Consider the following 12244-nt stretch of genomic DNA (forward strand, 5'->3'; position numbering starts at 1 on the left):
GGTGGGAATTGCGGAAGGCTTTGGTAGAGATGTGCTTAATGCAGATGCTCCTATCGAGCAGTATCCGTCTGAGATGCTTCGGGAGTTGACTATTGGAGCGACAACAAAACCGGTTTTTTTAAAAACATTTATGTACCATCTCATTGAAGAGGGATTAGATGCTTATGCTCCTGTCGTAAAATTAGTTGAAACAGAACCGGGGGATAAAGGAGAAGTACAAACAAATATCCAAATAAATGGTCTCGCCATCTTAAAAAAAGACAAACTCGTTGAGCTCTTGGAACCTGAAAAAGCTAAGTACGTTTTAATAACAATGAACCAAGCCAACTTGCCGACCTTTAAGATCGATGCTCCAGATCATACAGGAAAATTGATGATACAACTCCAAGAATATGAAACCAACCTTAGCCCGTCTATTAACGAGGAAGAAGTAACTATTGAAATTAATATCCGAGCAAAAGGTGCTCTTGTTGAAAATATGTCTACTTATAGCATGAGAAATTATGAAAATAAAAAAAAGGTAGAGCAACATTTAGAAGAAAAGCTTAAAACAGACATAAAACAGACAATCCACCATCTTCAATCTCTTGGCTCGGATCCGATTGGTTTTGGACAACTTCTTCGTCGAAATAAAGTCAATGAGTGGATGAAGTTAAAAGGCCAATGGGAGAATGTTTATCCGAAAATTGAAATTAAAGTAGATGCACGAGTACATATTGAGCATGAAGGTGTTCTTTCAAAGCCATTAGAAATTAAGGAGTATGATTCATAAAGTGATCACATCTGTCATTCAAGCGTTAACTGTAAATCTTATTATCCTTGCATTCGAGAGACGTGCATTAGTTCAAACCACTAATTTTACACGTTGGTTATTTTTTATTATTTTATCGTTTAGTACATTAATTTGGATATATATTTCTATCGTTATTGATATTCCGAGATTAGGGAATTTACTGGAAAGTATCCGCATTTTTTAAATTTGTTGTAGAAGGATGAATACTATGGAGAGAATATCTGGAATTCAAACGGTATTTATAGGCGCCTTATACATATTAACGGTTGGAATTAAACAATCTCCTATTTTAATGTTCGAAACAGCTAAGCAAGATTCTTGGATAAGTCTAATTGTTGCCTTTTTCGTAATGATTCTCTCCGTATGGTTATTCACACGCATTTTGGCCCGTTTTCCGAATGATAATCTGTTAGAAATATTAAAAATGTATTCGCCGATAATAGGGCGAATTATTATTCTTATCTATCTATACTTTTTTATTTTAGTAATTGCTCATGATATTCGGTTTCTCATTGACTTAATTACCGTCATCTTTTTACCGACAACTCCTTTAAACATTATTGGAATGTTTACTCTTTTACTGGCTGTATTGATGGCAAGGGAAGGTATAGAAGTTCTAGCCAGGTTGGCACAATTATTTTTTATACCATTTACAGTTATTCTTCTATTACTTCCACTCTTCTTACTTGATCAAATAGATTTTAATAATATGCAACCTGTGTTAGAGGACGGATATAGTATTTTTCAAGGCAGTATTTATGCATTGGGAACACTCGGTGAATTAGTGATACTACCGTTAATTTGTACAGCCCATTCTTTTCGGTTTCGTTATGGAATGTATGGATTAGTAGTTGGAACTTTCTTAATTGGAATTATGTTAGTTCATATATTACTTGTGTTTGGAGCCAGTTTAGCCACGGTCTTTTTTGATCCAGCCTACATACTTGTAAGACAAATCCGAGTCACAGATTTTTTAGATCGAATGGATATTATTATCGCAGCACTATGGTTACCTACTATCTTTGTAAAAATCTCCTTTACGTTATTTGTTATTTGTAAAGGAATACAAAACCTTTCTAACAAAATTTCTGGTAAGTTATTAGTTCCGCCGATGGGAGTATTTAGTTTTGTATGTAGTGTGTGGTTTTTTGAACATGCAACCCAACTCATCCATTTTGACAGAGTAAAGCCTGTATTTATTATAATGACAACGTTTGTCGTACCGATATTTCTATATTTTTATCTGAAAAATAGTAAACAAAATATTACTTCTAAAAGTATGTAGGACAAACTTTTCTTAATAGTGGAATATTTGGTTAATAATAGAGGTGTATTTCTACTTAATAAAAAAAAGTCGATACATATGAAGGGATGTTTACAGGTGGGGTAACACTATTAATATACCCACCTGTAATGTCCAGCAATTGGAGTAGAAAAAGAGGTTAGTTTCACTTCTGCTGCAAATGGACGATTATTATGAATTAGGTAAGGGGTTCCGTCTTTCGCACGTTTATCGGAAACGATCCCGACATGATGAAAACCATCTAAAAAGACAACGATATCACCTGGTTGCCATTCTTTTAAGTTTTCAATATCCCCAGGTATTAGCTTCGTCGTTAAAGACTCCGCGTGACGCTCGAAAAACATATATTGATTAGGAACGCGACGAAAATCAATATTCGGGTCAGGGCTACCGTCAACGCGAGGATATAAGTCAATGTAATCGATGATGTCTTGATCAATAAGGTCTTTTAAAATAATATTCGCACCTAATAACCCACGCCAAATCACATCTGTACAAACACCCTCATCATTTGGGGGATACCCACCCGCATAGTATGCACTTTTATAATGAGTTCGTTGTTCGACTTCTTTTCGTGCTGCGAAAACGATATCCATCGGGTCAGGAATATCATTCCCATTACGATCGACAGTTGAATACTCTTCAGGTACGTTAACCGTTTGTACAAATAAACGTTCTAAATGGATACCGAGTGAATCGAGTATAATTCCACCTTTAAAAAAGTAAACAAACGATAGTATTACAATGGAGATAATAGAAGTGGAGAGGAGAAGCTTTTTTAAGATTTTCAATTGTGAACACCCCATTGAGCCGTAGAGTTTCAGAATGATAAGTAATCATATAGTAGATGAAATTATTATATTACAGACATTGAGTTAAATATAGATTTTTTTTGTGAAAACTTACCTATTTCTTTTGAATGAGAGTAAGAGGAGAGTAAGTTTAACGCCGTTTGGATCGTATCCGTTTAGTAAGAAGTTTGGTTGGGTATCAATTTGTAGTTTCATTGCGATTAACACTGAAAGATCAATGTGTCTGAATTTTTTTATGCATTAGGAGAGAAGGCATAAAACGTTCCTTAATATGAAATATGGTAGTGAGATTTGGAAAGAGTTGACAAGTAAAATAATTTGTTAGATAATACATAGTATAAGAACGTATGATCTGGTTTTTCAGGTCTCTTATAATCCAATAAAAGAGGTGCATTACATGATTTTAGGAATAAATCCGTATATGATTTTTGATGGAACTGGACAAGAAGCGGTTAAATTTTATGAACAAACTTTGGATGCCAAAGTTAATTTTCTTCAAACTTTTGGAGACATGCCTGAAAATCCAGAATACAGCATCCCAGAAGAGGCGAAGGAACGTGTAATGCATGCCCATTTAAAAATAGGTAACACGGACCTGATGATATCTGATACATTTCCAGGACAACCATTACAGAGTGGATCACAAGTTCAGGTCTCGATAACTACGAGCAGTGTTGAGAAATCCAAAGAACTATTCAGTAAACTAGAAGATGGTGGTCAAGTTGGAATGCCGCTTCAAGAAACATTCTGGAGTCCAGCTTATGGATCGGTTACCGATAAATTCGGTATTACTTGGCAGGTTTCTACCTATGTTGAAGAAAGTCAATAAGTTAGAATACTAATATGTTTGAAGGATTAAAACAATTGGACGAAACAGGGTTATCCCTATAAATAATCAACACGAGCGTTATTGCTCGTGTTTTTTCATAAGAGTTTTCTAATTCTTTGTATGACTATCACTTAAAAATTGTTCTACTCGTTCAACGATGTCCTTCCTATTGTAATTAATGTACAAACTACTAGCTAATCTTACGGGATCACCAAAAAAGAACTTTTCGTATAAGGTCTGTCTAGTTCCGAATGGACTCATACATAAATCCCAAGCGAGCCGAAACAGTTGAACACGATCTTTACCATTTTTCGTTGTGGCTTGTAGGTACAGGTTTAAGTCTTCTTTAATATTCGAATCAAAATCTTTTTCTGTTGGAATGGAAATCATACCACTAGCTCCGAGGTGTTGAATGATTTCAGCCATTCTTGGGTAAAGTCGTTGAAATGTGGTAATGGCTGAATATAACGGATTTACTGCAGGTAGTAGGATACCATTGGTACTTTCTTTTGCCTCTGTTTCTGAAGTAATTAAAAAAGCTTTCATTGTTTCAAGCGCCAGGATAATTTCAGCTATTTTTTCCTGAACGTGCTGATATTCAGAAGTGTTGATCGTGTCTACAATCAGTTGTGCTACACCTAATATAAACTCTAACTTCACTACTTGACGCGACACGACTTGATGTAATGTTAATGCCGTAAAGGCTCCTTTTGTTGTAAAGGCTTTAGCGATTTCGATATTGTCATAATAAAACACGCGATTCCACGGCACTAATACATGATCGAATACAACAATGGAATCGTTTTCTTCAAATCGGGAACTTAGAGGATAATCAAATCTAAAGTCATTTGAACAGAACGATTCTCTACAAATAAATTTTAGTCCCTCTGTATTACTCGGAATCGAAAAAGCATAGGCGTATGATTTATCTAGCGGGTTTCCAGTTGAATACACAATAATTTCATCGGTAATTCCTCCTTGTGTAGCGAGGAGTTTGGCTCCTTTTATGATTAAGCCCTCACTCGTACGACCTACGACCTTTGCAGCAATCGGCTGATCGTATTCCTCTAGAAAATGAAGGGTGGCTCGGTTTACTTGCGGATTTATAAATGTATGAGTAAATGAATAGTCATTCTCGCTAGCAAGTTTATATAGCGATTCTAAGTTCTCAGGAAAACAGTTTGTTTTCCCTTCTAGCAAGTGTTTTGAAGCTACAAATGCAACTAATACTGTATTCATGTAATCTGGACTTCTGCCCATCATACCCGCGTTCATTTTAGCCCAATTTTGATACATTAAGCGCCTTTTGCGTAAATCCTTCTTGTTATGTGGCATTAGAAATGAAGTACCTATTGGACTTCCTGAAATGGGTGAAGTAAAGGTCATAATATTTTTGTAGGAACTTTGGTGTTGTAAATCATATAAAGAAGCTTGACTGTTGATAATACCCTTGAAGGCGGGATGTTCGGATATTTTTCCTCTAACACGCTCACCTTGGATCCAAACCTGAGGATTTAACGAATCGATCCTATCTCTATAATCCTTTCCGTATATTGCTCCCAACGGCTATTTCACCTCACAAAATATACAGTCATGTAACCTCCTATTACCATATTTATCATAGTAACTTAATATGCTCATCATGTGGTAAAAAATGATACAATTTCAATTTAGCGACATATAGGGTGGGCGGGTGTTAATATTCACTTGTCTTGTATATTGAATTTTTCATAATTAATTTAGTAGAAAGGAAGTGTTTTTTTGAAACATTTCATAGAGAAATTGTTTGGTAAAGCATCCAAAGATAGTAAACTCTTATTGTTCGGATACTGGGTAGGTATTTTGTTTTATTTTATCGCACTTATTTTATTTGCGATGCAAGCGACGATTGGCGGGCAATGGCTATCCGTTTTAGCGATTGCGGTCGGTTTTCCAATTTTCTTTCGACTGGTTTACAGTTTAAATCGAAGTTTATGGACGAAATTCAGAGGGATGAACAAACGTAATATTTTTCTAGTTAGTGGTGGTGTTGGTCTAATCATTGTTGTGTTTATAGGTGCTTCATTGCTATTTTCAGATAACTTAGTAATCAATGCTAGTAAAAGTATAGTTAATGGTAATGTACAAGTATCGATTGGCTCTTTAAAAGGAAGTTATTCAGTCGATGAAGTGAGGATTATCGAAGAAGGTATGGTTGTCATTCCCTATCGAACAACAATTGATGAGGGGGATGTATTATTAATTGTTGAACATGGAGATAAGGTCTTATGGAAAAAAGAAGTTTCTCCATTTTCGCAAGGATTAATCGAATTTTACGGTGAGAAAGAACGGTATAATATACAATTGTATACGGAAAAAGCGAAAGGGATAAACGTGGAGATTATCAATTGATAATATTGCAGGACAAATCATTATGATTGAAAGAAAGGGAGGTCAGTCTATTGAAAAAAATAAAAATTGCATTATTACATTTATTGCCGATTGCAGGAGATATTACATATAATCAAGAATTAATTGAAAAAGCAGTGAAACAAGCTGCGGAAAAAAATGTGGACTGGATGATAACACCAGAGTTAGCCGTGAGTGGATTACAGTTTGATCATTTGATTGGAACCGATTGGATTAAGGAGCAGCCAGATGAATGGATGACTCATTTTATGAAAATGGTCAAAAATTTAAAAACAACTGTATTTCTCGGGTGTACAGAACGATCAACAGATCAAGCGCTTTATAATTCTGTCTTTGTTATCAATCGAGAGGGTGAACTGATAGGAAGTCAAAAGAAGATTGCTAGAGTGGATCAATGGTCAACTGCAGGTAGCTGTCTAGAGCCCGTTCAAATTGATGATATTCAAGTTGGTATTTTGATTTGTGCCGATGCTTACACAAAAAGTATTGCTGACACATTAAAAGCGAATGGAGCGCAGATGATTGTAGCACCATCGTCTTGGGGACCGGGTTTTCATGGACCAAATGGTGAATGGGAACAACGATCTATCGATACGGGATTACCTGTAATCGTTTGTAACCGCACAGGAGAAGACGAAACGGTTTCATTTTGGAAAGCGGAAAGTTCGGTCATAAAAAACGGGAAACGACTTCTTTCCCACCATTCCAAGCAATCAGCAATTCTTACTTTCGAATGGGATGTCGAGAAGATGGAATTAATATCTTCTGATTTTGAAGTGGAATGGATTTAGGGTGAAAAAAATAGAGGGGGTTTTCTATGAAACTGATGATATTCAAGTTGGTATTTTGATTTGTGCCGATGCTTACACAAAAAGTATTGCTGACACATTAAAAGCGAATGGAGCGCAGATGATTGTAGCACCATCGTCTTGGGGACCGGGTTTTCATGGACCAAATGGTGAATGGGAACAACGATCTATCGATACGGGATTACCTGTAATCGTTTGTAACCGCACAGGAGAAGACGAAACGGTTTCATTTTGGAAAGCGGAAAGTTCGGTCATAAAAAACGGGAAACGACTTCTTTCCCACCATTCCAAGCAATCAGCAATTCTTACTTTCGAATGGGATGTCGAGAAGATGGAATTAATATCTTCTGATTTTGAAGTGGAATGGATTTAGGGTGAAAAAATAGAGGGGGTTTTCTATGAAACAATGGACGAAAGATATCGTAATCGATGCTCCGATCGAACAAGTTTGGCAGTTTCTTGATGGATCATTAGAAAATATGCAAAAAATTATGCCTCAAGTTGTTGATCATAAGCCAATTAAAGTAACGGAAGAAGGGGTCGGAAGTGTATATCGCCAAAAATATAAAGAAGGAAAAAGAATTGAGGAGTATGATGTGAAAACATTAGAATATGTCAATTCTTCTGATTTGAAAAAGTTAAAAGTTGGCTTTACACTAGCAAACATGTTTGAAATCACAGCTTATTACGAATTAGAAAAAAGGGAAAATCAACAAACGTACTTTAAATATACAGTCACGAATCAACCTTTGAAATGGTTTGTGAAATTGTTTTTATGGTTTGCTACTGATAAAGTTGTCGTAGAATTTTTACAGAGAGTTAAACGTGTAGCTGAATCGGACAAGTAATAGGAAATAACAAAAGTGCTTTAGTGAAAATAATTTCAGTTTAAGCACTTTTTGTTATTAAAATATTTTAATATGGGTCTGAAGGGTGACCCATTTGTTCAGCTTGCTTGACAGCTTCTTCACCTTTTGTATCTTTTTGTTCACCAGCCTTTTTAAGTCCTTCAGCAATTCTTTTTCTGTAATCTTCATCACATTGAGTTAACATATCAACCATGCGATCTTGAATTTCTTTTCGGCAAGTGGCTAATGCTCCTGTTAAATTAGCAATTAACTCGTCTCGTTCCCAGTCATTAAACCGTCTGTACGTTTCGCCTGCTTGTCCAAAGTTATTTTCACGAGAAATAGTTTCTCTTTTTACATTTCCTTCTACATAGGGTTCATGTTCTTTTCCTGGATTTTGTGATTCTTTTAATCCACCAATGAGGGAAGGTTCGTAATTAACGTGTGGGTTTTGATGTTCGCCAAAATTTGTTCTGAAATCCATTTGTCCGCCTTCTTGATTTGAAGCGACATGTTTCTTTGGTTTGTTAATTGGCAATTGTAAATAGTTCGAACCGACACGATAGCGTTGTGTATCTGAGTAAGAGAACGTTCGTCCTTGAAGTAATTTATCATCGGAAAAATCTAGACCGTCAACGATAACACCCGTACCAAAAGCCGCTTGTTCTACTTCTGCAAAATAATTTTCAGGGTTTTTATTTAAAACCATTTTTCCAACTTTATGCCAAGGGAAATCTTCTTTATACCAAAGCTTTGTTGGGTCGAGTGGATCAAAATCCAATTCTGGATGTTCACCGTCTTCCATAATTTGCACATACAATTCCCATTCAGGATATTCTCCGCGTTCAATCGCTTCATACAAGTCTAATGTGGCATGGCTGTAGTCTTTCATTTGAATTTCGTCAGCCTCTTTTTGTGTTAGGTTTTTAATCCCTTGGACAGGTTCCCAGTGATATTTGACTAATACTCCTTTGCCTTCTTCATTGACCCATTTGTAAGCATGAACCCCTGAACCTTGCATGTTTCGATAATTGGCCGGGATACCCCATGGTGAAAATAAAAAGGTAATCATATGCATTGATTCTGGTGTTTGGCATAAGAAGTCAAACATCCGTTCAGGATCATTGACGTTTGTAACAGGGTCAGGTCTAAAGGAATGAACCATATCAGGGAATTTTAAGGGATCACGAATAAAGAAGATCTTTAAATTATTTCCGACTAAATCCCAATTGCCGTCCTCTGTATAAAATTTGATTGCAAATCCTCTTGGATCACGCAATGTCTCAGGAGAATGCCCACCGTGTACAACTGTAGAAAAACGTACAAATACTGGTGTTTGAACGTCGGTATTCGTAAACACTTTGGCTCGTGTATACTTGGAAATGGCTTCACCATTTATCGTTCCATATGATTCAAAATAACCATGTGCACCAGCGCCGCGAGCGTGTACAATACGCTCAGGAATTTTTTCGCGATCAAAATGAGTGATTTTTTCAAGGAAATCATAATTTTCCAATGTTGTCGGTCCACGGTTACCGACTGTTCGTACACTTTGGTTATCTGTAACAGGATGTCCTTGTCTATTCGTTAATGTATCATCGCCTTCAATATGTCCATTATGATCTTTGTTCATATAAAAACCTCCTTATGTGGATAGATTTCCCTTTACCAAAATTAGGATGCCTTTTTCTAAAAAATACATGTATGTTTTTTAAAAATGGTTAACGGTTATGGAATAGTAGTACATATTTGAGAACTCTTTTGTAAGTGGGAGGAACCGTTCATATGAGTTGCGAAAATAAAAAGAACAAAATCATGAATGTATTTACCCTTTCATCGTCGATTGTATTGATGATTACTTTGTGGGGAATTCTTTTTCCTGATCATATGGAAAAGACGATGTCTAGCGGATTACATGTAGTCAATGATATGTTTGGCTGGTTGTATGTATTGGCTACTGCTCTATTTGTAGGTTTTTGTTTATTCTTAGGGTTCGGGCCCTATAAGCAAATGAAGATTGGTAAAAAACACGATCAGCCAGAATATTCCTATTACACTTGGGTCGGGATGCTATTTGCTGCTGGTATGGGGGTAGGGCTTGTCTTTTGGGGAGTTGCTGAGCCTGTCTCACATTTTGTTCACCCCTCCAGAAGGAATTGAGCCATACTCGAAGGAAGCGGCTGAAAAAGGATTGTTGTATGGGGTGTTTCACTGGGGAATTCACCCTTGGGCTGTGTATGGAATTGTTGCATTAGCATTAGGGTTTGTTAAGTATAGAAAAGGTTTACCAGGTTTAATAAGCTCGACATTTTACCCGATTATTGGCCATCGGATCAGGGGAGGATGGGGAAAATCGATCGATGTTATTGCCATTGTTGGAACGACTGTAGGGATCGCAACTTCTTTTGGTTTAAGTACCCTTCAAGTAAGCGGAGGTTTAACGCAACTGTTTGCTATTGAAAACGATGCATGGTTACAGCTGTCGATTATATTTTTTGTTACCGTCATTTTTCTACTATCGGTATTATCAGGCATCAATCGTGGGATGAAATATTTAAGCATTGGAAATTTAACGTTGGCGGCAGTGCTTCTTATTATCGTCATAATGATTGGTCCAACCATATATATATTTGAACACTTTACCTTAACATTAGGGACCTACATTTCTCAACTTGTCCCGTTAAGCTTCCAAACAACCCCTTATACAGATAATGAATGGCTTGGGGAATGGACGTTTTTCTACTGGGCTTGGGTGAACGCCTGGAGTCCATTTGTTGGAACGTTTATTGGCTGAGTTGGCTGATGTAATAAAAAATATCGTAATAAGAACCAAGGCAGCTATACTTAATATTAACCCAAATGGTAACTGTCCTAACATTAGAAAAAGACCGCTTTCTGGCGTTTCCCTTATTGTATTAGCCATTTCCACACCCCAATGGATTTCTTGATATAACGCAGTTCCTCCAAATACAGTAAACCATAAGACACTACCTAAAGCTGGGACAAATAATACACCCATAATGAACTCCTTCAAACTTCTCCCCTTCGATATTCTAGCACTTATGTATTAGGTGTGTTTTCTTCTAATGGAAAGCTAAATCCAAGTAAATCTAAGCTCGTGACGTGGGGACTGTTGATATCAGCTATTGCAGCGTCTCTTCTAATGAGTGGAGGTTTAAAAGGATTACAAGCAACAGCAATTATTATTGCCTTACCGTATACGTTGTTAATGTTTATGATGATGTTAGCAATTTATAAATCATTAAAGCGTGAAGGGATTAAGAAGCACAAAGTAGAAGAAAAAGAAGATTGGTAGGAAATAAGGGGGACAAAACAGAATTTGTTAGGAAATATTTAGGTATCCTTTTTAGGAGATGAATGGGGAGTTATCAAAATGAGTATGGGGGAAACGAAAAGTGAATAGTGAAAAAGTGGTTATTATTACGGGAGCGAATTCTGGGATTGGGAAAGCTGCTGCTTTCAAATTTGCAAAACAAGGATTTACAGTTATTATGGCTTGCCGAAATATGGAGATCAGTCGACGGGTACAAGGAGAAATTATAAAAGCTACGCAAAATCATCGTGTTAATCTTTTGAAGCTAGATGTCAGTTCCTTTGAATCGGTCCGCCAGTTTTGTTTGGAATTCAAGAAGCAATATGAAAAACTTGATATATTAATTCATAATGCAGCTTATGCTAACCATGGTGAAAAATATCGCCTGAGTGCGGATCAAATTGAACTAACCTTTGCGACGAACACTTTTGGTCCATTTTTAATGAGCCATTTATTAATTGATTGGCTGAAAAAATCAGATGATCCGAGAATTCTTCACGCCTCGAGTAATATTGTGAAACACTTTTTTGATCCGAAAAAAGAAATAGAGGTTACGAACTTAAGAGGTGAAGATAAAGAGAGTAAAACCTTCAGCTTATACAATATGTATCGAAATTCGAAAATGGCTTTAGTCATGCTCACTTTTAAAATGGCAGAAGAATTTGCGAATGATGGGATTAAAGTCAATGCGATCCAAATTAATGGCGCAACGATGTCGAAGGAAACATTACAGAAATTCAAGCCTGGATGGAGAATGATTGCGAGGATCCAAAACTTATTTTTTGCTCCACCCGAAAAATTTGCAGATTGCTATTTTGAAATATGTACATCAGATCAGTTTAAAAATGTTACAGGCAAACTACTTAATGATAAAAATCAAATCATAAATCCTACCGTAGCGAATGCAAATGTGAAAACACAAATGAAACAATTGTTTGGGTCGACCTTATATCCCGTTTACGCTGATAACAAAGACAATCAGAATAAAATTTGGGAGTTAAGCAGCGAAATAACGAAAGTTAATGGCCATACTATTATCCCTTAAAAATTGCTGAGCTTCCTTTTCTTCGTTATAATTTGGTACATATCGCGCCACTACTAGTTCAG

At 36.4% G+C, this 12244-nt stretch carries 14 protein-coding genes and 1 pseudogene; 11 read left to right on the forward strand and 4 right to left on the reverse strand.

Going from position 1 to position 12244, the window contains the following annotated elements; all coding sequences use genetic code 11:
- Position 1: 1 nt before the first annotated feature.
- Genes BK574_RS01795 through BK574_RS01805 form a run of 3 tightly spaced genes read left to right on the forward strand, consistent with a single transcriptional unit; the run spans position 2 to position 2078 of the window.
- Positions 2-772 carry a Ger(x)C family spore germination protein gene (locus BK574_RS01795; RefSeq protein ID WP_158211490.1) on the forward strand — a complete coding sequence of 257 codons (771 nt, stop codon included), beginning with the start codon at positions 2-4 and terminating at the stop codon, positions 770-772.
- Positions 762-977, forward strand: coding sequence for a hypothetical protein (locus BK574_RS01800; protein WP_078427242.1), 216 nt, complete (start codon positions 762-764; stop codon positions 975-977). Before BK574_RS01795 ends, BK574_RS01800 begins: the two co-directional genes overlap by 11 nt.
- Before the next feature lie 24 nt (positions 978-1001).
- Positions 1002-2078, forward strand: coding sequence for a GerAB/ArcD/ProY family transporter (locus BK574_RS01805; protein WP_158211491.1), 1077 nt, complete (start codon positions 1002-1004; stop codon positions 2076-2078).
- Positions 2079-2188: 110 nt separating this feature from the next.
- On the opposite strand, the gene BK574_RS01810 is transcribed toward BK574_RS01805, so the two are convergent.
- Positions 2189-2887: a DUF1287 domain-containing protein gene (locus BK574_RS01810; protein ID WP_238457914.1), complete on the reverse strand. Its 699-nt coding sequence runs from the start codon at positions 2885-2887 to the stop codon at positions 2189-2191.
- 418 nt (positions 2888-3305) lie between these two features.
- On the opposite strand from BK574_RS01810, the gene BK574_RS01815 reads away from it, so the two are divergent.
- Entirely contained in the window at positions 3306-3737 is a 432-nt protein-coding gene (locus BK574_RS01815) for a VOC family protein (RefSeq protein ID WP_078427244.1), read from the forward strand.
- Between the two features lie 108 nt (positions 3738-3845).
- Here the strand turns inward: BK574_RS01815 and hpaB are convergent, their stop codons facing one another.
- The gene (hpaB, locus tag BK574_RS01820; RefSeq protein ID WP_078427245.1) at positions 3846-5300 is read right to left on the reverse strand and encodes a 4-hydroxyphenylacetate 3-monooxygenase, oxygenase component; all 1455 of its coding nucleotides are present in this window, start codon (positions 5298-5300) and stop codon (positions 3846-3848) included.
- A 198-nt stretch (positions 5301-5498) separates the two neighbouring features.
- Between hpaB and BK574_RS01825 the strand changes: the two genes are divergently transcribed.
- Genes BK574_RS01825 through BK574_RS01840 form a run of 4 tightly spaced genes read left to right on the forward strand, consistent with a single transcriptional unit; the run spans position 5499 to position 7803 of the window.
- Positions 5499-6128 (forward strand): hypothetical protein, encoded by a 630-nt coding sequence (locus BK574_RS01825; RefSeq protein ID WP_078427246.1) that lies wholly within the window; start codon positions 5499-5501, stop codon positions 6126-6128.
- Positions 6129-6178: 50 nt separating this feature from the next.
- On the forward strand, positions 6179-6937 hold the full coding sequence (locus tag BK574_RS01830) for a carbon-nitrogen hydrolase family protein (protein WP_078427247.1): 759 nt from the start codon (positions 6179-6181) through the stop codon (positions 6935-6937).
- A 1-nt stretch (position 6938) separates the two neighbouring features.
- A complete protein-coding gene (locus tag BK574_RS01835; protein ID WP_238457915.1) occupies positions 6939-7328 on the forward strand; it encodes a carbon-nitrogen hydrolase family protein in 390 nt (129 codons plus the stop codon).
- Between the two features lie 25 nt (positions 7329-7353).
- Positions 7354-7803 (forward strand): SRPBCC family protein, encoded by a 450-nt coding sequence (locus BK574_RS01840; RefSeq protein WP_078427248.1) that lies wholly within the window; start codon positions 7354-7356, stop codon positions 7801-7803.
- Positions 7804-7870: 67 nt separating this feature from the next.
- On the opposite strand, the gene BK574_RS01845 is transcribed toward BK574_RS01840, so the two are convergent.
- The gene (locus tag BK574_RS01845; RefSeq protein ID WP_078427249.1) at positions 7871-9436 is read right to left on the reverse strand and encodes a catalase; all 1566 of its coding nucleotides are present in this window, start codon (positions 9434-9436) and stop codon (positions 7871-7873) included.
- A 218-nt stretch (positions 9437-9654) separates the two neighbouring features.
- Between BK574_RS01845 and BK574_RS01850 the strand changes: the two are divergent.
- Positions 9655-10597, forward strand: a pseudogene (locus tag BK574_RS01850) (BCCT family transporter).
- On the opposite strand, the gene BK574_RS01855 reads toward BK574_RS01850, so the two are convergent.
- Positions 10484-10822 carry a BCCT family transporter gene (locus tag BK574_RS01855; RefSeq protein WP_078427250.1) on the reverse strand — a complete coding sequence of 113 codons (339 nt, stop codon included), beginning with the start codon at positions 10820-10822 and terminating at the stop codon, positions 10484-10486. The pseudogene BK574_RS01850 and the gene BK574_RS01855 sit on opposite strands and share 114 nt — an antisense overlap.
- Positions 10823-10876: 54 nt before the next feature.
- Here BK574_RS01855 and BK574_RS01860 point away from each other — a divergent pair, with 54 nt between their 5' ends.
- Together BK574_RS01860 and BK574_RS01865 are read left to right on the forward strand one after the other, a co-directional pair.
- Complete coding sequence (locus BK574_RS01860; protein WP_078427251.1) at positions 10877-11119, forward strand: BCCT family transporter; 243 nt, start codon at positions 10877-10879, stop codon at positions 11117-11119.
- A 100-nt stretch (positions 11120-11219) separates the two neighbouring features.
- Positions 11220-12182, forward strand: a complete 963-nt coding sequence (locus BK574_RS01865; protein WP_078427252.1) for an SDR family NAD(P)-dependent oxidoreductase — start codon at positions 11220-11222, stop codon at positions 12180-12182.
- Positions 12183-12244: the final 62 nt, after the last annotated feature.

Source organism: Alkalihalobacterium alkalinitrilicum (assembly GCF_002019605.1).
Classification (GTDB): domain Bacteria; phylum Bacillota; class Bacilli; order Bacillales; family Bacillaceae_F; genus Alkalihalobacterium; species Alkalihalobacterium alkalinitrilicum.

Excerpts from the sequence above, each read along its gene's own strand:
- BK574_RS01815 (WP_078427244.1), top strand. The coding sequence starts at position 3,306 with ATGATTTTAGGAATAAATCCGTATATGATTTTTGATGGAACTGGACAA.
- BK574_RS01845 (WP_078427249.1), bottom strand. The coding sequence starts at position 9,436 with ATGAACAAAGATCATAATGGACATATTGAAGGCGATGATACATTAACG.
- BK574_RS01855 (WP_078427250.1), bottom strand. The coding sequence starts at position 10,822 with ATGGGTGTATTATTTGTCCCAGCTTTAGGTAGTGTCTTATGGTTTACT.
- BK574_RS01840 (WP_078427248.1), top strand. The coding sequence starts at position 7,354 with ATGAAACAATGGACGAAAGATATCGTAATCGATGCTCCGATCGAACAA.
- BK574_RS01800 (WP_078427242.1), top strand. The coding sequence starts at position 762 with ATGATTCATAAAGTGATCACATCTGTCATTCAAGCGTTAACTGTAAAT.
- BK574_RS01805 (WP_158211491.1), top strand. The coding sequence starts at position 1,002 with ATGGAGAGAATATCTGGAATTCAAACGGTATTTATAGGCGCCTTATAC.